This window comes from Pseudoalteromonas sp. SCSIO 43210 (assembly GCF_054133285.1).
Map to the genome: position 1 here is coordinate 1,983,125 of NZ_CP087225.1, position 24,552 is coordinate 2,007,676.

Sequence of the window (24,552 nt, forward strand, 5' to 3'; positions counted from 1 at the left end):
CGTGAGAATGAAGTGGTGATATTTTGTACTTGCGGCTATACCGCAAAATTAATCAGAAGTTAAGAGAAGGGTCTATGCAAAGAGTATTAGTGGTCGAAGACAGTAAAGTAGTACAGCAGGTTCTACGCCACTTAACTGCACATTATTTAGATGTTACTGTCGATTTCGCTTGGTCTTTAGCTGAATGTGAAGCGAATGTTGAAAAACATAAATACTCACTTGCTCTTGTAGACTTAACGTTGCCTGATGCACCGAACGGGGAAGTTGCAAAATATACCTTATCTAAAAAAATCCCAACCGTTGTACTGACTTCAAAAATTGATGAATATAAACGCCAGCAAATGCTTGAGTTAGGGGTTGTCGATTACGTAATAAAAGATAATCGCGATTCATACCACTACGCGGTGAAGTTGGTAGCACAGCTTCTGCGAAACCAAGGGTGTAAAGCATTAATCGCAGATGATTCTGTATTGAGTCGTTCCTTGATGAAGCAAATGCTCGAAAAGCAATTATTTGATGTAACAGCGGCACACGATGGCCAACAAGCGCTTGATATATTAAAGGCAGACCCTGACATTAAGTTACTGATGACTGACTATGCAATGCCTACAATGGATGGTTTTGAACTAGTTAAAGCGGTGCGAAATTTTAGAGGCCGTGATGATTTAGCGATTATAGGATTATCGGGGGCTGGAAAACATGGTTTATCAGCCCGCTTTATCAAATATGGCGCGAACGATTTTTTAACAAAACCGTTTATGAATGAAGAGTTTCATTGTCGGGTGTTACAAACAATGGAACAGCTTTCGTTAATTGCAGATATCAAAGAGAGTGCTTTTAGAGATCATTTAACGGGTCTTTATAATCGACGTTATTTTTATCAATATGCAGAAAAATTATTAAAAACTAAAAATCAAAATAACACCTTAGCTTTACTCGATATCGATCTTTTCAAAAACATAAACGATACATTAGGACACGAAGGTGGTGATCAAGCGTTAAAGCAAGTAGGAGCACTGATTCGTTCTGCATTTGCTAACTTTACTGTTGCGAGAGTTGGGGGGGAGGAATTTGCCATTATTTTACCTGATATAGGGCTAGCTAGAGGGCGCGAATATCTCGAAGCATTTAGAAAGAAAATGGCAATGTATGATTTTTCTATCAGCGATCGGTCATTCACTATTACTACTAGTATTGGTTTAGCCGAATTTCAAAACACCAGCTTAAGCGATGCAATGCGCGTTGCAGACACTGCTTTATACGAAGCTAAAAATAGAGGACGCAACTGTATTGTATAAATGCATTATTGCTTTTAATTGGTGCAGAATCATCTAATGCACCAATGTAGCTGGCTTGTTAAAAAAACGCACCTAAATGGTGCGTTTTTTTTGTCTTTTTTTTTGGTTTTTTAGTTAAGTTATTGTTTAATAATACTATAAAATAGTGGCACAAAGGTTGGATTGTATTGGCTAACAGGATAACAATAAAGAGTCCGAGGGGGCCGCTATGAAAATGATTAGTGCAATCATAAAACCATTTAAATTAGACGACGTGCGTGAAGCACTCGCTGATTTAGGAATTGAGGGGATGACAGTAGTTGATGTTAAAGGTTTTGGACGTCAACGAGGTCATACAGAATTGTATCGTGGAGCTGAATACCAAGTAGATTTTATTCCTAAGATCAAACTTGAAATTGCAACTCGTACTGAAAATTGTCAACGCGTTGTTGAAGCAATTACTAAAATTGCATCAACAGGTAAAATCGGTGATGGTAAGATTTTTGTGTACGACCTAGATCAAATTGTCCGTATCCGTACTGGCGAACTTGACGAAGAAGCGATTTAAGGGGGAATCATGGAAAATACAATAATAGAACTAAAATTTTCACTCGATACCTTCTATTTTTTAATATCAGGTATATTAGTAATGTGGATGGCAGCAGGTTTTGCCATGTTAGAAGCGGGTTTAGTTCGCTCTAAAAACACAGCTGAAATTTTAACTAAAAATGTCGCGCTATATTCAATTGCATGTACGATGTTTTTATTAGTTGGCTACAACATTATGTATGTAGACAATGCCGAAGGTGGTTTTATTCCTTCAATAGGCGCTTTAATTGGCACACAAGCTGCTGATGCTGACCATTCTTTAGAATCTGACTTTTTCTTCCAAGTAGTATTTGTTGCAACGGCTATGTCGATTGTATCGGGTGCAGTTGCTGAGCGTATGAAGCTATGGGCTTTCCTTGGCTTTGCTGTAGTACTTACTGGCTTTATCTACCCTGTTGAAGGTTACTGGACATGGGGTGGTGGTTTCTTATCTGAAATGGGCTTTGTAGATTTTGCAGGTTCTGCAATTGTACATGGCGCAGGTGCAGCTGCTGCACTAGCTGGTGTATTAATCCTAGGTGCTCGTAAAGGCAAATATGGTAAAAACGGTGAAATATACCCAATTCCAGGTTCAAACTTACCACTTGCTACACTCGGTACATTTATTTTATGGATGGGCTGGTTTGGCTTTAACGGTGGTTCTCAATTACTACTTTCGGATAAAGAAAACGCAACTGCGGTAGGTCAAATATTACTTAATACTAATGCAGCTGCTGCAATGGGTGCTATTGCTGCACTGTTTGTATGTAAGATACTTTGGGGCAAATCAGATTTAACCATGGTATTAAACGGTGCATTAGCAGGTTTAGTTGTAATTACTGCTGACCCACTTTCACCTTCTCCATTAATGGCATGTTTACTAGGTTTACTTGGTGGCTCATTAGTTGTGTTTAGCATTATAGCACTTGATAAAGTTAAGATTGACGATCCAGTTGGTGCTATCTCTGTACACGGTGTGTGTGGTGCATTAGGTATTATGTTAGTACCGCTAACTAATGGTGATGCAAGCTTTGTTAATCAGTTAATTGGTCTAGTGTGTATTCTTGCCTTTGTATTTGTAGCATCATTTATTGTTTGGACTGTGCTTAACAAAACGATGGGTATACGTGTAACAGAAGAAGAAGAGTTAAATGGTATGGATCAACACGATTGTGGTATTGAAGCCTACCCAGAATTTGTTTCTGTTCGAAATAGCTAATAGTTTATTTAAATAATAGTGTGTTTACACAAAGCCCTACTTCGGTAGGGCTTTTTTTGTTTCAGGGGGGGTTAACTTTTCGGATGTTAGGGTATGCCCAATATGCTAAGCTCACACTCGTGAATAACCCTTGGAATAAATTATACTTAAATGGCCGACAATAACAAAACACCTACCAGCAAACCTGCAGCTAAACGTGCAAGAAAATCATCAAGCACAACAAAAAAAAGCACCTCAAAGGGGCGTAAAAAAACAGTTAAATCCACTGTTAAACGCTCTTTTATGCGAAAAACATGGTCAGTGTTTTGGAAATTAAGCTTGGCTGTTTTCATTGCTATGGCAATGTATTTAATTTATTTAGATTCAAAAACAACACGTATATTTGAAGGTAATAAATGGCAGTTACCAGCGCAGGTTTATGCTCGTTCAATGGCGTTTTATCCGGGGCAGTTTTTATCAAGTCAGGAAGTAGTGTTTGAGCTAGAGCGTTTAAATTACTCATCAGTTAATAGGCTGAGTCGAACAGGGCAGTTTGTTAAGACTGCAAATAGCATCAAAATTTATCGTCGTGATTTTGAATTTTATGATGGCCTTGAAGAGTCCCATATTATTGAACTTCGTTTTTCAGGGCAAAAAGTGGCTACTATTAAAGATAAGTTTGGTAGGCGTTTAAATAGTGCTCGCTTAGAACCGGTGCAAATAGCCCGCATTGGTAACGATTCTAAACAAGATAGAGAATTTGTGCCATTGGATAAGTTTCCGGCAATGTTAAAAGATACTTTACTCGTTGTTGAAGATCGTAATTTTTATGAACACCATGGTGTATCTGTTTTTTCTATTTTACGTGCACTTTATACTAATATTAGAGCTGGGCGTACAGTGCAAGGAGGTAGCACACTTACCCAGCAGTTAGCTAAAAATATTTACCTAACGCGTGAGCGTTCTTTAATGCGAAAAATAAATGAGGCATTCATTGCACTTATTTTAGATTATCGTTATTCAAAAGATCAGATTCTTGAAGCTTATTTAAATGAAGTCTATTTAGGGCAGTCATACAACCAAGGTGTTCATGGGATGGGGCTTGCCTCTGACTTTTACTTTTCAAAGCCTGTAGACGAGCTTGAGTACGATCAAATTGCTCTGCTGGTGGCAATGGTTAAAGGCCCTTCTTATTACAATCCTCGTCGTTACAAAGAGCGCACAATGGAGCGCCGTGATTTAGTACTTCGCCTTATGGTTGAAAGTAAACTGCTTAGTACAAAAGAATATCGCGCATCACTTAAACGTCCAATTGATATTGCACCAATGAAAGCTAGTTTGCAAAAATCCTATCCGGGCTATTTAGAGTTAGTAAACAGGGAGCTAAATAAATTGTTGCCAGATCAACAAACACTAGATGCAGGTGTTAGGGTGTTTACCTATTTTGATCTACAAAAACAAACAGCAATGGAAGAATCTATTGAAAAGAGCTTACCGTATTTAGAAAAACGCCCAAAAACTGAAAAATTAGAAGCCGCCATGATTTCAGTTAATGTCGAAAAAGGCGGTGTATCGGCACTTGTTGCTGGGCGCGATGTACGTTACTCAGGGTTTAATCGTGTTTTAGATACAAAACGTAATATAGGCTCGCTGGTAAAACCTGCCGTGTATTTAACGGCGCTTCAGTTACCACATTATAATTTATCAACACTGCTTGATGATTCACCGTTGCAAGTAACAAATGAGCAAGGGAAAGTGTGGCAGCCTGAGAACTTTGATCATCAATACCGTGGTGCAATGCCTCTTTACAAAGCATTTAGTAACAGTATTAATATTCCTGCAGTAAATTTAGGGCTTGATGTAGGTGTTGATCAAGTGGCAAAAACATTAAAAGGGTTAGGTGCTACCGGGTCTATAGACGAATACCCGTCTCTGCTTTTAGGAGCTGTTGAAATGTCGAGTCTTGAAGTCGCTCAGCTTTATACAACAATTGCTGCTGATGGCGAATATAAAAAGCTCACTGCAATTTCGGCATTAACTGACTCGGTTGGTAAAGTACTTTATAAGCATAAAGTAAATGCAGAGCCTCGTTTTGATAAATCAGCAATGTATATGACTAAGTACGCAATGAAGCGCGTAACGAAAGACGGCACAGCTAAACGCTTAAATTTACACTTCCCGTCAATTCAACTAGCAGGTAAAACTGGAACCAGTAATGATTTACGTGATAGCTGGTTTGCAGGCTTTGATCAAAATACAGTGACTGTTGCGTGGCTTGGTCGAGACGACAACAAAAGTACGGGGTTAACAGGCAGTGTGGGAGCGCTTGAAGCCTATATACGTTACTTAAAGCCACTTAACCCACAAGCAATCGCTGATACTCGTCCGCCATCAATACGCTGGGCATTTGTAAATGAGCAAACGGGTAAGCAAGCGCCACCAGGATGTGGCAAGGTAATTCAGCTACCGCTTAGAGCGAGTGAGTTTGAGCCAAGACCACAATGTATTCGTTAATCTAAGACTACCTTAAACAACAAAGCCGCTTATTTAGCGGCTTTGTTGTGAATTAAAGTCAATTAATTATGATTTAAAAAAGCTCATAGACTTAGTTAGGTCATTAGATAAACGACTTAACTGCTGGGCATCCTGAAGTGTTGATTGTGCCGAGATCAAGGTTTGATCCGCTAAGTTACTGACCGCTTGCGAGTCATTTAATGCTTGTGTTGTAGCATTTGATTGCTGTTTAACTCGTTCTGCAATAACTTCGCCCTGGTGTTTAATATCACCCATGCTTTGTTCTGCACTTTGCAATACTTCATTGGTTTGGTTGGCTGCTTTCACTGATTGTTCCATCTTCTCAACACTTGAACGCATTTTCTGTTGTGTGTCGTCAGAAGCTTGTTGCAATGAGCTAATAATTTGATGAATTTCTTGGGTTTGTGTTTGTGTGCGCTGCGCTAAGGTTCTTACTTCATCAGCTACAACAGCAAATCCTCGACCATGTTCACCAGCTCTAGCTGCTTCAATAGCGGCATTAAGGGCTAATAAATTAGTTTGATCGGCGATTTCACTAATCCCTTTACTTACTTTACTTATTTCTTGGCTATCTTGCGCTAATCTGTCGAGTGCTTGCTGGCTTTCTGCAAATTCAATTTGCAAGTCTTGCATATATTTAGCCAGCTCCATTGTATTGTCTGAGCCTTGTTTTACATGTGAAGCGGCATCTTGAGCTGTCAGTGTCGCTTGGTGAGCTGACTCTTCAACAGTATGTGCAGTTTGTGCCATATCACTTAAAGCATTATGGATAGCATTTACACGTGTTTGTTGTTTAGTAACATCGTCACTTGTTTGGCTACTTGCATGCGATAGTGATTTTGTGGCATCACACAGTTCTACCGTACTTGCCTTTACATCTGACAATAAATGCGAGAATGCATTTAACAAAGCATTATATCTCGAAGCAATAATACTCATTTCATCACTACCAGTTGAGTGAAGAATTGCTTTTAAATCCCCATTAGCAGCTTTATTTGCGGCTTCAGCGAAGCGGTTTATAGTATCAACCACAGCAAAGTAGAAGCCGACCATTAAATAAAAGGCAAAAATTAAGCTACAAACTGAAGCAGCTAATACAATGTTACGTGTCCATTGTTGCGTTTTCAGTTTATTTTCAACTAAAGATTCTAGAGTTGGAATACTCTTATTTATCAATGTACTGATACTGTTATTAACATCATTTGTTAGCTGTTCAAATTTACTTTTACTTAGTTCTATATCATCTGGCTCAAGTAACTTTTTGTCTATCGCATTTTTGAATGCATACACAGTTTCTTGTAGTTGCTGTAGAGCAGGGGTAAGTATTTTACTAACTGATTTGTCTGCTGCAGTTGCTACGGTTAAAGTTTTTTCTAATTGCTTTTCATACAGAGGCAATGACTTACTAAGATTGGAGAGAGCAATAAATGTATCGGGTGTAAATCGGTTACTGGTTAGTACTGTATTTGCGCTTTCGGTCGTTAAATTTATTTGCATTATAAGTGCAGGGATCGGGGTGACTAATGCGCGATTTACATAAGCACTGGCAAGTTGGCTATCAAGTGCTAAATTAGACTCAATTGAAACAAGTTCTAGCACATCATCAGCTTGACCATCTTTTATTGTGAAGCCTAGTTCGCGAGCAACTTTTATATTTTTACTGCTTGTTCCAAGCATTTGATTATTAAGTATGGCTTGATAACCTTTTAAGCCTTGCTGCTGCATTTTAGATACGTTAATGCTATCACTTAATCGCGACACTAGAAAAAACAAACTAATAGCAAGAGGAACTAACAATATACCAAATGTAAGGCTAATTTTTGTTTTGTACTTTAAATTAGCCATTAGCCTGGTGGCAGGTGCTGTGAATTGTCGTAATCCTGACATAAGACTCTCTTGTATTATTGAATAGGGAATTAATGCTAACTAGACCTTGTTAAGGTTAATTATCATTCATTTAAATTACTTTACAAATAAAAAAAGCCCTTTTGGGCTTTTTTTAATCATTTATATTAATTATACGTATTAAAAACAGGCGTTTAATTAATACAAAAGTAATTTTTAAGTTACAGTTTGGCAAATGAGCGTTCGGCAGCTGCGATGGTCTCTTTTACTTCCTGAACAGAGTGTGCAGCACATACAAAACCGGCCTCAAACGCAGATGGTGCTAAGTAAACACCTTCTTCAAGCATAAGGTGGAAAAAACGTTTAAAACGCTCTAAGTCACATTCAGTTGCTTGTTTGTAGGTTGTTACTTTTTCCGCATCGGTAAAAAAGAATCCATACATCCCGCCTGCGTAATTAGTCGTTAACGCAATACCTGCTTTTTTAGCGCCTGCTTCAAATCCTTCACAAATTGCTTTTGAAATTGCTTCTAGCTTATCGTGCAGGCCTGGCTCACTTAATAGCTCCAGTGATTTTAAACCAGCAGCCATTGCGATAGGGTTACCAGAAAGAGTGCCCGCTTGATATACAGGGCCAACAGGTGCAATGTAATCCATTATTTCGGTTTTACCACCAAACGCGCCAACGGGCATGCCGCCGCCAATAACTTTACCTAGACATGTAAGATCTGGTTTAATGTTGTAATAAGCTTGTGCGCCGCCAAGTGCCACTCGAAAACCCGTCATTACTTCATCAAAAATAAGTACTGATTTATATTCGTCACACACATCGCGTAAACCTTCTAAAAAGCCTGGCACAGGTGGTATGCAGTTCATGTTACCGGCTACTGGCTCTACAATAATACAAGCAATTTCGTCTGCGTATTTTGCAAAAATAGCCTTTACTTCATCTAAGTTATTAAACGATACCGTAAGCGTATGCTTTGCAAAGTCTTCTGGAATACCTGGAGAGTTCGGTACGCCCATTGTTAGTGCACCAGAGCCTGCTTTAACTAATAACGAATCTGCATGGCCGTGGTAACACCCTTCAAACTTTAATATTTTATCGCGACCCGTAAAACCACGTGCCAAACGAATTGCACTCATAGTTGCTTCAGTACCTGAGCTGACCATACGCACTTTTTCGATTGATGGGACTAGCTCTTTTACTTTTTCAGCCATTAAAATTTCGGCTTCAGTTGGCGCGCCATAACTGAGGCCGTTTTCTACTGCTTCGTGAACGGCTTGTTTAATCGCAGGGTGGTTATGCCCCATAATCATTGGCCCCCAAGAGCCAACGTAATCAATGTAACGATTACCATCAGCGTCAAATGTAAACGCACCTTCTGCTTTTGTAATAAATAGCGGCGTACCGCCTACACCATTAAAAGCACGAACTGGCGAATTTACGCCACCTGGAATAGAGGCTTGAGCGCGTTCAAATAAGTCTTGGCTAATTGTCATGAAAAATCCTATAAATTGTTACTTAAAAGTGGCTTAGCTATCGCGTTTGCGGCTAAACCAAGGTACGTCTACTTCATACTTCTCAACTTTGTTTTCTACGCCGAGTGTTAAAGCAAACAGTGCCATACGAATTAATACACCATTTTGTACTTGGCGAAATATAGCTAAATTGTCGTTAGCGTTTAAGTCATTATCGAGCTCGTTGGCCTCAATACGACTGTCACGCGGAAGTGGATGCATAAGAACAGAGTTAGGTTTACAGTGTGCACTGTAAATTGATTGGCTAATTCTAAATCCACCTCGGTATTTATTTGCTTCTTCTTGTGAAGGAAAGCGTTCTTCTTGAATACGTGTTTGATAAACGATGTCGGCTGCTAAATTGCCTTCCATCTTGTCTACCAATTCAATTTTATGACCCGCGTTATCTACTGCGTCTAAGATGTAGTCAGGCATTTGTAAGCCATCGGGAGCAACCATCGAAAATTTTACATTTTTATAATGGCACAATAGTTTTGAAAGCGAGTGTACGGTGCGACCATATTTTAAATCGCCCACTAAGGCTATATGCATACCATCAATATTTTGATCAAAACGGCTGAGTTCACGTTCAATAGTGAGTAAGTCAAGTAAGGCTTGAGTGGGGTGCTCATTTGGGCCATCGCCACCATTAATTACTGGTACGCTACAGCCCGTAGCAAACTCACTGACCGAACCTGAATCTGGGTGACGCATAGCGACAGCATCAGCATAAGCTGAAATAACACGTGCGGTATCGTAAAGTGATTCCCCTTTTGCAAGGGCCGAGCTTTGCATACCGGTTGTTTCACGAACTAAACCACCGAGTAAGTTAAAGGCTGTACCAAAGCTTACACGTGTTCGTGTGCTTGGCTCAAAAAACAAGTTAGCTAAAATAGCGCCTTCAAGTACGTTGGTACGTTTTTGTTTTTTAGCATAAGGCTCCATTTTTTTAGCAACTGCAAAAATGCGTTCAATACAGTCCCTGTCTAGTTGACTAACAGACAGTATATTTTCACCTTGGAAACTTAACATGGGGTTATTCCTAGTTTTTCAAAAGGGCGCGATAATCCAAAAAATGGGGCACGCAATCGCGCGTATTAAAACAAAATTAAAATGTGACTTAACCTGAATTCTGATTGGGTTGCTCACTAATACATTGATAAATAATAATATTTAAATTTATTCATCTCTAGCCAGAGGTTTTCACAAGCTAGGCTTTATTACTGCTAATGCCACAATTATGAGTAGCGCAATAACAGGTAGCTCGTTAAAAATTCGGTAAAAACGATCCGTTTTAGTATTTCGGTCATGCTTAAAGTCGCTCAATAATTTAAAACAGTAGCCGTGGTATATATACAAAATAATAACGAGTACAAGTTTGTAATGTAGCCACATGCTGTATCTAAACCAATCACGACCATACTCAACAATGGTTAGTACTCCAAATACAGCCGTTAAAACAGCAAATGGGGTGACAAAATAAAGTAGTCTGCGCTCCATAACTTTAAGCATAGAGTTACACGACTTTTCTTCGCTCATGGCGTGATATACAAATAATCGAGGTAAGTAAAAAATACCGGCAAACCACGCAATCATAAAAAATATGTGGAGTGTTTTATAAATCAATAATGCGCTCATAATAATCCTTATTGTTTAAAGTAAGCTGTTACGAATGGTCAAAATATGATGAATTTGGTCCCAACGTAAAAGCCCCATAATTTGTTGATTATCTAAAAGGTTGTAAACGTACAGTGCGCCACTTCTTTTGTCTTTTAACATATCGAATGCATCGGCTAGTGTTGCTTGGCTACTAATTCCCTGCAGGCTAATGTAGTTTAAATTGATGGCCTGATCAGACATTAGACTTAAATCGTATTCAGCAAGCCTGTAGCCATTCTCCTCATCAAATACAATAAGTGGTGTTTGGCTATCCATAGCATCAAGGGTATTTTTTATTTGCTCTTTATCATCTGAATATAGCAATTTGAAATTTTCGTCCATGTCATCCATTATCCCTACTTTTTGTAGCGCTTCTGTGGCTGGAGATACATGATAGGGAAGTCCCTGAAAATCTAATTGCTGTAAAAATATGGAGCGATTTCCAAAAAATTGTAATGCAGTTACATAGGCTGTCGTTATAACAAGCATGGCAGGCACAATAATCTCAGGCGATGATGTTAGCTCCATAACGGTTGTTAAAGCAGCTAATGGGGCATGCAACGTTGCAGCCATTAATCCCGCCATTCCTAAAACCCCATAAGTACCTGCTATATCAGTTCCAGGACTAATAAATTGTGCGCAAAAGGCCATAAGAGTACCAATTAATACGCCAAGTCCGATCACTGGGCCAATTAACCCACCAGGAATACCCAAACCAATCGCAAATAAAGTGGCAAGTAATTTGGCAATTAAAATGGTGGTAAGTAATTTTACGTTCTCAGGGGATTCTACCGCAATGGTAATTGCACTCATACCTGACCCCATTGCTTGTGGTACTGCGTATGCAATTAAACTGGCAATACAGCCTGCAATCAATAGGCGAGGGAACATACTCAAAGGCTTAAATGTTTTAATAATTAACATTAAATTTTGATTAAAGCTAAATGCAATTGCACCGAGTGCCATGCCGCACAATATTAAATATGGGTAGTGCCAACCGCTAAGTGGCGCTATTGTAATAAGAGCAAGTTCAGAGCCTTCACCAAAAACAAATTGAGTAGCGAGTGCACCTGTAACCGCAGCAAGCATAATGGGCACAAATATATGTACTTTATATTCCCTAAGTACTACTTCCATTACGAAGATAACAGCTGCCAGTGGGGTATTAAATGAAGCAGCAATCCCAGCTGCAACACCACAACCCGTTAATGTACGCATCGCGTTATGAGGTAAGTGGAGCTTGTCGGCTAAAATGCTTGCACCAGTGGCGCCCATATGAACAGAAGGGCCTTCGCGGCCGACCGAAAAACCACTTATAAGTGCTAATGCACCACCAACAAACTGATTTACCGTATTATAAAGAGGCATTTGTCCGTAATGGCGCTTAATACGGTGAATAACAAAAGGAATGCCTAAACGATAATGTTTAAAGCCAGTAAACGCAGCAAAACACGCAATTAATAGTGCGGCTATTAGCGGCATTAAAACACGTTCAAGTGTTGGTAGGGTAGTAAAGTCGTCAGGTGTTTCTAAAAATAAGCTTTGGAAAAATAAAATAGTTAAACGAAATAAAATAATAAAAAATGCAGCAATCAATCCGGCAACTACGCCTAATAAGCATAATTGTACAGATGTTTTAGGTTTTGCCAGCCGACGCCTGAGTTGCTCAAGCCACATGCATTATTTCCTCGTCATATTTTTCAGCGAGCAGTTTAGCAAATGCTAACCACTAAGTCCTTGTGATTTTGTAAAATTAATAACATAAATAGATTCACATAACTGATAAGGAAGTTGCTACTAAATTAACTTTATTTCCTTCAAAAATTTGCCTGAAAAAATATTTTGACATGTAAATTAACCTGAACTTTGGATAATAAATCTATCTAAAGCGGTTACTTTTAGCGCTAACTGCGTAGAATCTACTCGCAATAAAAGTCTCTGGCTAGGGAAAAAACTAAAATATCATATAATTCAATTTTTTAGTGTGTCACTTGAACAGTGCTCAGGTTAAATTAGTTTTAATATTTATGGTGGTGTTCGTTGATACTATTCGTAAACTTAAAATGAGTCGTTTTTATTTTTTAAATGGTTTACTTTTGTTAATATAAGGTATTAAAAACTAATTATAATGCGTTAAGCATAGGAAATTTATGTATAAAGGATTAACTGCAGGGATTACTGCGTTATGTGTTTTTAACTCGATGGTAGCCCATGGCGCTGTTGTTGAAAGAATTACACCTGTAAATAAAGTGGAATTGACGGCACTTCTTAATAATTCATCTACAAGCAATTCAAAAAATATAAATCCAGTTTATTTCTCTGAAATATCAAAAAATAACAGTATGTTATCTAAAGGGATTAATGGATCTAAAAAATCTAAAAAGATGCAACAGTATTACGCTGGGGTTCCTATTTGGGGGCAGCAGATTAGTGTACAAAATAAAACAAACCATATCAGTGGTTTTTTTGCCAAGAACATCAGCGATGAACAGCTTAAAAAAACAAAAAATAATCAGTTCAAGCCTGAAGATGCTGCTAAAGCAATATTAGCAAAGTCAAAACTAAATATAGCTTCGCGTTTTGATATCACGAGTAATGATCGTTACATCTACATAAATAATGGTAAAGCGCGCTATGTTCGACTTATAGAATTGTTTGTTAATGATCAGTCATTGGAGAGCCAACCAGCAGCGTTAATTGATGAGTCAGATTATTCTCTAATTAAAGTATGGAATAATATTCAACAAGCGCAAGCTTCAGGACCTGGTGGTAATACGAAGACTGGCCAGTATGAATATGGGACAGATTTCCCTGCGCTAGAAGTTACTCAAAATGGCACAACATGCTTTTTAGAAAACGACAAAGTAAAGACGGTGACAATGGAGTCAGGCCAAGAACCTGTCGATGCATTTTCGTTCCTTTGTGATAGAAATACTCATAAAGAAATAAATGGTGCATATTCTCCTTTGAATGATGCGCACGCGTTTGGTACCGCTGTTTTTGATATGTATGAGCAATGGTATAATACGGCCCCATTAACATTTAAATTGTTAATGCGTGTTCATCAAGATAATAGCTGGGAAAATGCCACTTGGAATGGCTATGCGATGACATTTGGCGATGGGGCAGATCGATTTCACCCTTTAGTGTCATTAGATATTGTTTCTCATGAAGTAAGCCATGGTTTCACAAATCAAAATTCAGACTTGATGTATTTTGATCAGTCGGGTGGTATTAATGAGTCATTTTCTGATATGGCAGGAGAAACAGCTGAGTTTTTTGTTCGAGGCGAGACTGATTGGTTATCTGGCGCAGATATAACGAAACAAGCGACTGCTTTACGTTACTTTGAAACACCTTCTAATGATGGTGTCTCTATTGATCATGCTAATGATTTTTACTACGGAATGGATGTGCACTTTAGTAGTGGCGTATTTAATCGTGCTTTTTTCTTACTAGCGACAAGTGAAGGTTGGGATCCAAAAAAAGCATTTGAAATTATGCTTAAAGCCAATCAAAACTATTGGATTTCTTCATCGGATTATATTGATGCCGCATGTGGTGCAATAAATACAGCAATAGACCTTCGCTACAATGCAGGTGATGTTGTTAATGCATTTAATGCTGTTGGTGTGATCTGTAATAACATTCAGTTCATCGATAGTGATTTAGATGGAATGGATGATAACTGGGAGCGTGTTTACAATTTAGACCCCAGCTCAGCAGGTGATGCAGATCTAGATTTAGATAATGATGGTCTAACTAATTTGGAAGAATACAATGCAAATACTCTTCCTAACAACGAAGATTCCGATGGGGATACGTTAACTGATTTTGCTGAATTAAATGAACACAATACTAATCCTATAAGTTCAGATTCAGATTTAGATACGATGCCTGACAACTGGGAGCTTACATATCAGCTTAATCCGTTAGATGGGAGTGATAGCCAACTAGATTTAGATGGGGATGGAATAAGCAACCTGATTGAATATTTAGCCGGTTCTGACCCATCTGATGCTAGCTCAACACCAGATGTTCCATCCACTACCACGATAAATTTTGATGACGGACTTGTACCAGAAAACTTTATTTCATCTGTACCTATTACTCCTTGGTTAGTAATGCAGGATGTTGAGACCAATAGTTTTGTGTTAACTAATAATGATATAAGCGACTCCCAGCAAACGAGTGTTGAATATTCAGTACTTATTGATAGTGACAAATTTTTAAACTTTAACTACAACATTAATTCAGAAGAAAACTTTGATTTTTTCACTGTTTATATTAACGATGAATTGGTTTTAAATAAATCAGGTGTTTCACTGCAATGGGAAACATTTACTCATGCAATTTCTGCTGGTTTGAATAAGTTAACTTTTGTTTACAGTAAAGATATGTCCGTATCAACTGATTCAGATGCCGTATTTATAGATAATATTTATATTGGCGACGAGTTTTCTGACATTGACGCAGACGGTATCGCTGATTATTGGGAATTGCAACACGGTTTAAATATTAATGACTCAAGTGATGCACTACTCGATAATGATGAAGACGGGCTGTCAAATTTACAGGAATTTGAAAACCAAGGCTTACCTAATAACGCAGATACTGATGGCGATAAAATGCCGGACGGTTGGGAGTTTTACAACGATTTATCTCTAACAGATCCTAGTGATGCGACGAGTGATCACGATGGCGATGGTTTTAGTAATTTAATCGAATTCATAAGTGGTACAAACCCACAAGATATAAGCTCTTTCCCTTTGCATTTAGATATTACGGATTCATTTGAAGGCAGCGAACTACCATCATGGCTAGTGGATAATGAACAGAGTAATTCACCATGGTATATTGATACAACTTTTGCGACTGATGGTGCGCAAAGTATTCGATCAGGAGTATTATCTGATAATGAAATTAGCCAATTTGATGTGACGGGGTTATTTAAGTCGGGTTACTTACTGTTTGATTTTAAAATAGAATCTGAAAGTTGCTGTGATAATTTACATGTGTATGTAAATGAACAACGAATATTTGCATCAGACTCCTCTTTAAAAGAAGGCCCACTGCTGTTAGAGATTGAAGAGGGGGTTCAAAATATTAGTTTCAAATATAGTAAAGACGGCTCTGCTAGTTATGGTCAGGATACTGTATGGATTGATAATTTTGTATATTTACCATTAGATGATATGCGTGATTCAGACGGTGATCTGTTACCCGATGTTTGGGAGGTCAAATATGCTTTAGATCGCCTTGACAGTACTGATGCGCAATTAGATTTAGATAACGATGGTTTAAGTGCTTTGCAAGAGTATGAATTAGGCACAAACCCTAATCTTGGTGATACAGATAACGATGAGCTAAGTGATGGTTACGAAGTAGATAATGGATTATTACCTCTAGATTCAACGGATGCATTACTCGACACCGATAATGATGATTACTCAAATTACCAAGAGTTTTATGCACAAAGTCGAGCAGATAGTTCACAATCAATTCCTTCGACATTCTCTAATTTAAGTGAAAGTTTTGAAGGTAATTCATTACCAAGTTATTTAACACCCCTTGCGAATAGTCAAAAGGAGTGGAGTGCTTATCAAAATTGGTTTACTGACGGCGCTCAAAGCATTTCAATCATAGACGTAAAACAAGGTGAGCAAGTTGGGTTTGCACTCGCTGGTGTGTTTGAACAAGGCTATTTGAATTTAGATTATTCTTACTCTTACTCTGGCGTCTTTGCAGTTATTGTCAATGGTAATAAGCTCGATTTATTCACTAATGAATCAAGACTTCTAATTCCGATTAATGCCGGTTTCAATATAATTAAAGTCTCATTTATTCCAAACCACGATATACAATTCGCTTTAGCTGTAGACCAATTGCAATGGATTTCTGAAGTTGATCCGACGCTAGACACCGATAATGATGGCATTCCCGATTACTGGGAGTTTGAGCATGGTTTAAATGTACTTGATAGCTATGATGCATCCAATGATAACGATTACGACGGCTTAACTAATTTAATCGAGTTTGAGTTAAATACAAACCCTCAATCAAATGACACAGACAGCGATGGTGTTATTGATAATGAAGATAGTGCCCCAACAGACCCTACTCAGGGTGAGAACCAAGCTCCTACTTTTACAGATTTATCCGCTGTTACGATTGAGGCTGAACGTGAATACACATATTTGCTTGATCTCTATAGACCCGATGTAGTGGACAATGGCTATTTTACGCCAGAGGTTTACATTTCGAATGGAAGCAGGTTTGATGTAGGTGAACATCAAGTTACATGGATTGCGCGTGATAGGGCTGGGAATGAAACTCAAGCTGTGCAAACCGTCTTCATTGTTGACACCGTTGCACCGACTTTTGAAGCAAATAGTACACTTCATTTTTATGGTAATACAATTGATGGAATTAAAAATGAGCTACTAAACGGTTATGTCATTCGTGAGAATGTATCTGGTCTGAGTTCAGTAACAATAGATAATGATTTTGTTTTTCGTACTGGTTTAGTTAACGTTGCTGTTACGGCTGAAGATGGAGCTGGAAATAAAGCATCCGGGGTTGTGAATGTGCAAATATACCCAGAGATCGCGATTCAACCATTTACGCTTTCTGATTCGATTCATAAAATAGTTGTTAAACTTTACATATCAGGCGAAAGCCCCACAGGCTATGCTCGCTTTCAGTTACGAGCAGGTAATAATTATAAATCATTTAGTATAGATGAATCTGGCTCTATTGAAGTTGAACTAGATCCTAGCTTCATTGGTAATTCAACCCTGCTAGAGCTTGAGCCTAATTATAGCGTTTTTGTTACCGACAAAGCTCAAAGCAAAATTTTATTTCATGACGAGTTGATTGAGCCTTATATTTCTTTACTTTATAAACAAAATAATAAAGTAGTAACATCGATAGAGCGAAGTAACTCGCCTACTTCAGTTGTTGTAAAGTTAATGGGGAGTACACCTGAATATGCGCAGCTGAACGAAAACACTGGCAGTGACTTAGATTTTTATAGGCTGAGTGATACGAGTTGGGAAATGACTTTTGATTCAAAAAGTATTAGCTCGGATGTATTTGAGTTGTCATTTTCAGCGACGATAAACGATGATGTTGTTGCGACAACTACACAGACAATCCCTGTTATTGATGAAGTAGTATTTAATGATCCACTAATAGATACTGATGGTGATGGTATTCCCGATATAGAAGAGGGTATGAGTGACGCTGACAGAGATGGGATCCCTGATTATTTAGATAATTCATCAATAATGAATATCGGTATTTTAGAATCGGGTAAAGTACTCCATAGCGTCAATGAGTTCAATTCAATTCGTGTTGGCACTATTGCTCGTTTGAGCAACAGTGATGTTATCCATAGTTTGACAATTGATGAGCAACAACTTGAAAATCACTTATCTGATTTAGATATTTTTGAGCCACATTTTCAAGCTAAAAGTGACTTAGTTAATCTAAACGTAGAATTAGCAAATGAAGCCGATTATGTTGAAATTGCTCTACCACAGTTAGATAACGCGTTATTGAGCTCGGATTTACAAGTTAGGTTACTTTCAATCTCAGGTTGGAAAACGGTGCCTAAGTTAACAGGGAATGTTTATCAAGAAATATGCTCGCAATGCACAGCTTTTGAAGTACTTGATGGTGGCGAATTTGATTTAGATGGTCAAAAGAATGGATTTGTGGAATTAGTTGCAAAACTTGCACAAGAAAGTTTGAATCAGGCACCTGTTTTAGCGCTTGAATTACCGGATCAAATGAATGAACTCGAAACGTTTAATTTAGATGCATCAAACACAATTGACCCTGACGGAGATATACTTAGCTACAGTTGGTCTGTTGCAAACGAAGCCGTGACAATTAATACACCGGAACTCGATATAGCGACACTTACGGTAGGTGAATTAACGCAAAGTGTTGATAGTGTAATTACTCTTATTATTGATGATGGCTATGAAGAGTTTACGTATACGCACAATGTTAAGTTTTTACATATCAACCAATTGCCAGAGATTACACTCGCGAGTACATATTCTGTAAATGAAGGTGATAACGTTGTTATTATCGCTGAAGCCACAGACAAAGAGTCTAGCGACTTAAGCTACTCATGGGTACAAGTTCAGGGAGCTCTTACTCAACTAGACTCGGTAACTACAAATACGCTTAACTTTACAGCACCAGACGTAGCTCAAGATACTACTTTGGTGTTTAAACTTATTGTTTCTGATGGTGAAGATCAAGCTGAACAGCTGGTGGAAGTTAATGTAAAAGCTATCATTACTCCAGCAAAAGCTAATTCAGATAGCGGTAGTGGTGGCGGTTCATTAGCGATGCTACTTATCTTGCTAGGTATGTTTATAGCTTATAAAAGATCATACTATTTCAATAAGTAGCACACAGGCATTAGCATTGAAAATACGGAGTCGATCATAGCAGCTGTTATGATCGACTTTTTAGCAGTATGTTTGATTTTTAGGCTGAGTAGAATACATGTAGTGTGGTTATTTCCATAAATAGGAGATCATGACGCATAAATATCAAATATGTGCAGCCCTTTCTAAGCAGTATTGACTAACAGAAGTTTTAAGTTGTAATTGAATTGTTCGTAAATTGAACTAATTATAATTCGGAAAGGTCAAAATGCTCCTAAAATCCAAATCAATCAGTCTATTAGATCTTTTTAGAGCTCAGTTTTGTATCAATTTTTTTAGCTTGGTTAAAGCTACGCCAAGTTCATAATACATGCGACATTAGATTAGGGTAAAGAGTTGTTTTACTATACTTGATTAAAACACTCGGGTATTAGATAATCACGTCATTACGATATTGAGGGTTTTAAAATGTCAGAAGAATTACCAATTAAGTTCAGCGATGCAGCAGCTGTTCGCGTTAAACAGTTAATCGACGAAGAAGAAAATCCAGAGCTAAAACTGCGTGTTTATGTCACAGGCGGTGGTTGTTCAGGTTTTCAATATGGTTTTACTTTTGATGAAAAAGCAAACCCCGGCGATTTAGAAATAGTAAAAAATGGTGTAACCCTAGTTGTTGATCCTATGAGTATTCAATATTTGGTTGATGGTGAGGTTGATTACACTGAAGGATTAGAAGGCGCACGCTTTTTTGTATCTAATCCAAATGCAACAACAACCTGTGGTTGTGGTGCAAGCTTTAGCGTTTAACAGCCAAACGCTAAATAGATTAAAGCCGCTTTTGCGGCTTTTTTAATGCCTATAAATCAGTTGGTGCGTATTCGGTTATTTGCATAATAAATATAAAAAAGCCGAGCACAAACGCAGAAAAAGCTAAAATATACATAAAGCCTTTTTTACCTTGTTTAATTGGAACCCCGTTATTGCGCAAAAAAAGATACCAACCTAAGCACAGTAAAATTGGCAATAAAAATAGTATCCTGAACATGACTCAACCTTTTAAAATTAATAAGACTCAATAATAAACATGTCGCATTAAAATGAAACAAAATCATAAAAAATTCAATTTTTGATGAAAATGGATGGATATTCAGTGTTTATAAACATTCGCTCAAGTTAATTTTGTACCGAACAACGCAATTAATCATTCAACCAAAGTATTAATAGTATATAATGTATCCAAGAATGAGACGGGCAAAATTTCATTCTCAATAAAAACAAACTTATACCACATTTTTAGCGTAGCTTTTAGCTAAGTGGGTAGAAGTAAGTGGCAACAGTGCTTAACTGCAACACCTTGCTATTGAAGTGAAATTAAGTAGCGCTGCTTACTTACCTACAGCTATTGATAGGCTACTGCTTTAATGGGTATGTCAAATCATCGAGTAGGAGATGTAAAATGATGGGCAAAACCGTTTCTTCAGAAGAAAACGCAAAGCTAACAAAGTGGCTTAAGAGTAAGCGCCATGAAAAAGGGCATACAATGCGCAGCCTTGCACAAGTGCTAGGTACACCTCATTCGTTTATCGGTAAAATTGAAAATCAAGAGCGCCGTTTAGATGTTATTGAATTTGTTCGCTATTGTACTGCACTAGACGTTGATCCACATGAAGCATTAAATTTGCTGAAAGTAGATTAATTATGTGATTGTTTAGTTCATTTATGAGTTATATAAATGTTCTAGGCAGTAAATTAATGCAGGGATGCATTATATTTCTTAATTTTTTTGATGATAATTTCGCTCAAGTTCATACAGCTTGTGCCTAATTAAGTACAAAAATAGTAACGATGGTAAAACCATTAACGCTGTAAGAATAAAAAATAGCGACCAATTACCTGCCAACCAATCATCTATTACTACACCACTATAACTTGAAAGCAACGTTCTTCCTAAGTTCCCTAATGATGCTAGCAACGCATAGTGAGTTGCGCTAAATGCCCTATCACAAAGCATTGATATAAACGCGACCATTGCCACTAACGACCACGCTTGTGTAAATCCATCAATAACAATAGCAAAGGCATACAGCCTTAAGTCAGGTCCAACTAAAGCAATCCATGAAAATGCTAAGTTTGATGCTGCCATTGCAATACCACTTATAAATAAACCTTTAACAATGCCATATTTTTGATTAAATAAGCTGCCAACAAAGGTAAATATAATGGTAAGTACGGCAGTGCCTACTTTTGAAAATGTAGCAATATCGCTATTACTAAAACCAATTTCTTTATAAAACACAATAGACATGCGGCCCAAAAACGCTTCACCTATCTTAAATAAGAAAATAAATGCAAGTAACGCAAGTGCAGTTTTAACGCCGTTTTTAGTGAAAAAGGCTCTAAAGGGATCAATAACGGTTACCGCGAGCCACGCAACTGTTTTTGTAAGTGGGGTTTGTTTTGTTGATGAAAGTTTTTCAAGGTATACACGCTCAAGCTCAGCATGCACGGCTTCTCTGTTTGACTTAGGCTCTTTTGCGAACAAAGCTCCACCCATTAACAGCAAAATTATAGCGGCTAAAAAATAATATATTTGGGGCCAGTCAAGCGAGGGGATATCAGCCATATAAAATGGAATAGCACCTAAAAGCGCATAACCTGTCCACCAACCAGATGTTGCCATTGCGGCGGCTGCCGTAGCTTTATGAGATTCGTTTTCACTGAGAGTGTCAATTCTAAATGCGTCAATTGCAATATCTTGCGTAGCAGAAGCAATGGCGATTAATAAGCAAATTACGGCAACAAGCGCTAAGTTAGTTTTTAAATCAAGTCCAGCTAATAGTAACGTGCCAATTAAGATAAAGCTTTGGCATAATAGTATCCAGCTACGACGTTGGCCAAGCCATTTATATAAAATAGGGAGCTTGGTCCGGTCAATGAGTGGCGACCATAAAAAGTTTATACTGTAAGCCCCAAATACAATGCCAAATAGGCCAATCATACTGCGACTTAGGCCTTCATCCTTTAACCAAGCCGACAGCACTGAGCCAATTAAAACCCAAGGAAAACCACTGCTCATACCAAATATAAAAATATTGATTAAGCGTTTGTCTTTAAAGTAAGAAAAATATTCGCTAATAGAGAGAGTTTTGCTCATAGGGCCTCATTGGCGATTGGGTGTAGTTAAACTACAGCTCATTAATTATAATGGTACTTGCTCAAGGACTTTTATATTTAAGATAACAACAGGTACTTTTGGCACGAAATCGTAACCAATTTTTTCGTTAAAGCCTGTTTCGACAACCATTATTTTATCAAGTGTGTCGTAGCCATCCATTACATTACCAAATACGGCAAATCCCCAGTCTTTATCTGGATTTAAATGGTCGTTATTGTCCATATTAAAAAAGAACTGACGAGTACCAGAATGCGGCTCTCTGTCCTGATATGCCATGGCTATACTGTACATGTCATTTTTTAAGCCATTACCACTTTCGTTAAAAATAGGATCGTTTTCATGTAAACCATCGTAGTCTTTGTCGTACCCGCCACCTTGAATAACAAAATCGCGATCATTTTCTACATCACGCTCAATACGGTGGAAAACACTCCCCTGGTAACTTTTATCTGACACGTACGTTAAAAAGTTATTGACTGTAATAGGGGCTCTTGAGCGATCAAGCTCGACTACGATACTGCCCATTGAGGTTACGATTTCGACGCGCGGAAAAATATTATCTTTTTGCACAAAGCGGCCTTCTTGGGCTGCTAAGCTACTTGCGCTAAAAAATAGGCCGAAACAGATTAAAAAAAGTCGTTTCATGTTTAACCTTCTAAAAATTCTATTAATTCAGGATCTGATACAATGCGGGTAATCATTTGCTCAGTCAACTTATTGAGCTGGCCTTCTACTTTTGCTCGCTCATGACTAAATGGGCCTTCTAAATTAGCACTACCTCGGTACACCTTACTAAAATTGCTTGAAGCGCGAATAACACGAACACCAAGCTCTATCTGAGCTTCACTGGTGTGGCTTACTAGTTTTTCTGTTACCACAGCTTGCAGTGCATGAATATCTACTTCAAAACGCACAGTCGCTAGGTTTGAAATACTTGCTCCGTTTCGACTCAGCGCGCTATCTAAAACGCTTTTAACTGACTCTGTAATACCTTGACTTGCAAACGTTTTAGTTTTATCAGATTCAATCAGCTTAAGCGTTGCAGTGTCACCACGTAAATCAATCACGCTGGTACTTAAACTGCTGTTAATTGTACTAATCTGGCCATTTTTATAAACCGGGTTAAGGATCACTTGATTAGGCTGACTAGTACAGCCAGCTAGTACAAGTAACGCACATAGGCTAAAAGTAATTTTAATCATTAAATTCCTAATAATTTTTAGTGGCACTAAGTACTACAAATTTCTTGTTGGAGCCAAGTAGTTTACAGTTCCCAAACATACGGTTTAGTTTGTCGTGATAATCTAAATGACGGTTACCAATAATACGTAATTCGCCACCTTGTTTTAAGGTTTCTTTTGCTTGTTTAAACATTTGCCACGCTATGTGGTCTGTTACAGCTTGCGCTTGATGAAATGGTGGGTTACATAGCACCATATCCACACTGTCTTGATCAAAGTCGGTCAAGCAATCGTTTTCAATAAATTGGCAATTATCAAACTGCTCAGGCATGTTTTGTTCTACATTTAAACGTGCAGATTCAACCGCCATGTATGATTCATCAACAAATGTGACAGATGCTTTAGGGCAACGAGCAAGCGCCATAACACCTACAACACCATTACCACAACCTAAATCGATTATGCTAGTTTCTTTCTTGGTTTCTGGTAAATAGTTGAAAAAGAATCGAGCACCTATATCTAACGAATCACGTGAAAACACATTTGCATGATTTGTTATATTAAATTCAGTGCCTTCAAGTGGCCAAGTAATAGGGAAATCAGCTGCTTTATACCCACCTTTTGCAGTGCTTAATATAAGACGTGATTTTTTAACCGCTAAACTTGTTTTTGTTTCACCAATAAATTGCTCAAACGATTTTATTGTTGAATTATGAATTTCTTTTGTTTTACCGGCTGCAATTACGGGTGTACCAGGTGCAAGTATTTCGCTTAATTCACTTAGTTGAAATTGCAAAAAACCTACGTTACGCGGTATTTTTATTAGCACTAAATCTATGTCTTCAGGCAATGCAGACAGGCTATCTATTTGGCTAAATTGCGCCGTGGATAGTTTGTTTATTTGTAAGTTATATGCCACTGCTTGATGGCTAATATAAGAATCATTAACTGAACAAACCGTTAATTGATTAAAACTACAAGCAAGTGCACCAAAGCTATCGTTTAAAATAAGCAGTGAGCGACAATCAGGGTGATGTTCGTTAACATAATTGATAAGGTACTCATCGGCTGAATCCCACGCTTGTAAACTGCGGTTTTTTTGATCCAAAGGAAAGCGTTCAAGAGTAAAGGTTTTATCGCCTAGCTGGGCTTGCGTCGTCATAATG

The 24,552-nt window shown here is 38.0% G+C and carries 17 protein-coding genes; 7 read left to right on the forward strand and 10 right to left on the reverse strand.

Annotation, left to right across the window (positions count from 1 at the left end; all coding sequences use genetic code 11):
- Window positions 1–74: 74 nt before the first annotated feature.
- The 4 genes from LOS73_RS08490 to mrcB all read left to right on the forward strand — a co-directional run bounded on the left by LOS73_RS08490 (window position 75) and on the right by mrcB (window position 5,577).
- Complete coding sequence (locus LOS73_RS08490; protein ID WP_007376108.1) at window positions 75–1,298, forward strand: response regulator; 1,224 nt, start codon at window positions 75–77, stop codon at window positions 1,296–1,298.
- 208 nt (window positions 1,299–1,506) lie between these two features.
- Window positions 1,507–1,845: a P-II family nitrogen regulator gene (locus LOS73_RS08495; RefSeq protein WP_004587162.1), complete on the forward strand. Its 339-nt coding sequence runs from the start codon at window positions 1,507–1,509 to the stop codon at window positions 1,843–1,845.
- Between the two features lie 9 nt (window positions 1,846–1,854).
- Window positions 1,855–3,084 (forward strand): ammonium transporter, encoded by a 1,230-nt coding sequence (locus LOS73_RS08500; protein WP_033015526.1) that lies wholly within the window; start codon window positions 1,855–1,857, stop codon window positions 3,082–3,084.
- 150 nt (window positions 3,085–3,234) lie between these two features.
- A complete protein-coding gene (mrcB, locus tag LOS73_RS08505) occupies window positions 3,235–5,577 on the forward strand; it encodes a penicillin-binding protein 1B (RefSeq protein WP_096793565.1) in 2,343 nt (780 codons plus the stop codon).
- Between the two features lie 66 nt (window positions 5,578–5,643).
- Here the strand turns inward: mrcB and LOS73_RS08510 are convergent, their stop codons facing one another.
- The 5 genes from LOS73_RS08510 to LOS73_RS08530 all read right to left on the reverse strand — a co-directional run bounded on the left by LOS73_RS08510 (window position 5,644) and on the right by LOS73_RS08530 (window position 12,299).
- Window positions 5,644–7,485 carry a methyl-accepting chemotaxis protein gene (locus tag LOS73_RS08510; protein WP_457934830.1) on the reverse strand — a complete coding sequence of 614 codons (1,842 nt, stop codon included), beginning with the start codon at window positions 7,483–7,485 and terminating at the stop codon, window positions 5,644–5,646.
- A 179-nt stretch (window positions 7,486–7,664) separates the two neighbouring features.
- Window positions 7,665–8,945, reverse strand: coding sequence for a glutamate-1-semialdehyde 2,1-aminomutase (gene hemL / locus LOS73_RS08515; RefSeq protein ID WP_008133947.1), 1,281 nt, complete (start codon window positions 8,943–8,945; stop codon window positions 7,665–7,667).
- A gap of 33 nt (window positions 8,946–8,978) precedes the next feature.
- Window positions 8,979–9,995 (reverse strand): aspartate carbamoyltransferase, encoded by a 1,017-nt coding sequence (locus LOS73_RS08520; protein WP_007376115.1) that lies wholly within the window; start codon window positions 9,993–9,995, stop codon window positions 8,979–8,981.
- A 171-nt stretch (window positions 9,996–10,166) separates the two neighbouring features.
- The gene (locus tag LOS73_RS08525; RefSeq protein ID WP_007376116.1) at window positions 10,167–10,601 is read right to left on the reverse strand and encodes a CopD family protein; all 435 of its coding nucleotides are present in this window, start codon (window positions 10,599–10,601) and stop codon (window positions 10,167–10,169) included.
- 15 nt (window positions 10,602–10,616) lie between these two features.
- Window positions 10,617–12,299: a chloride channel protein gene (locus LOS73_RS08530; RefSeq protein WP_007376117.1), complete on the reverse strand. Its 1,683-nt coding sequence runs from the start codon at window positions 12,297–12,299 to the stop codon at window positions 10,617–10,619.
- 473 nt (window positions 12,300–12,772) lie between these two features.
- On the opposite strand from LOS73_RS08530, the gene LOS73_RS08535 reads away from it, so the two are divergent.
- A complete protein-coding gene (locus tag LOS73_RS08535; RefSeq protein ID WP_457934831.1) occupies window positions 12,773–19,051 on the forward strand; it encodes a M4 family metallopeptidase in 6,279 nt (2,092 codons plus the stop codon).
- Window positions 19,052–19,498: 447 nt separating this feature from the next.
- Window positions 19,499–19,837, forward strand: a complete 339-nt coding sequence (gene erpA / locus LOS73_RS08540) for an iron-sulfur cluster insertion protein ErpA (RefSeq protein WP_007376119.1) — start codon at window positions 19,499–19,501, stop codon at window positions 19,835–19,837.
- A gap of 49 nt (window positions 19,838–19,886) precedes the next feature.
- Here erpA and LOS73_RS08545 read toward each other — a convergent pair whose 3' ends face one another.
- The gene (locus tag LOS73_RS08545; protein ID WP_033014996.1) at window positions 19,887–20,075 is read right to left on the reverse strand and encodes a hypothetical protein; all 189 of its coding nucleotides are present in this window, start codon (window positions 20,073–20,075) and stop codon (window positions 19,887–19,889) included.
- A 411-nt stretch (window positions 20,076–20,486) separates the two neighbouring features.
- Here LOS73_RS08545 and LOS73_RS08550 point away from each other — a divergent pair, with 411 nt between their 5' ends.
- Complete coding sequence (locus tag LOS73_RS08550; protein WP_007376121.1) at window positions 20,487–20,726, forward strand: helix-turn-helix domain-containing protein; 240 nt, start codon at window positions 20,487–20,489, stop codon at window positions 20,724–20,726.
- 78 nt (window positions 20,727–20,804) lie between these two features.
- On the opposite strand, the gene LOS73_RS08555 is transcribed toward LOS73_RS08550, so the two are convergent.
- Genes LOS73_RS08555 through LOS73_RS08570 form a run of 4 tightly spaced genes read right to left on the reverse strand, consistent with a single transcriptional unit; the run spans window position 20,805 to window position 24,548 of the window.
- Entirely contained in the window at window positions 20,805–22,184 is a 1,380-nt protein-coding gene (locus LOS73_RS08555; protein ID WP_007376122.1) for an AmpG family muropeptide MFS transporter, read from the reverse strand.
- A gap of 45 nt (window positions 22,185–22,229) precedes the next feature.
- Entirely contained in the window at window positions 22,230–22,850 is a 621-nt protein-coding gene (locus LOS73_RS08560) for a peptidylprolyl isomerase (RefSeq protein ID WP_007376123.1), read from the reverse strand.
- Between the two features lie 2 nt (window positions 22,851–22,852).
- Window positions 22,853–23,407, reverse strand: coding sequence for a YajG family lipoprotein (locus LOS73_RS08565; RefSeq protein ID WP_457934832.1), 555 nt, complete (start codon window positions 23,405–23,407; stop codon window positions 22,853–22,855).
- A 7-nt stretch (window positions 23,408–23,414) separates the two neighbouring features.
- Window positions 23,415–24,548: a methyltransferase gene (locus LOS73_RS08570; RefSeq protein WP_007376125.1), complete on the reverse strand. Its 1,134-nt coding sequence runs from the start codon at window positions 24,546–24,548 to the stop codon at window positions 23,415–23,417.
- Window positions 24,549–24,552 lie beyond the last annotated feature (4 nt).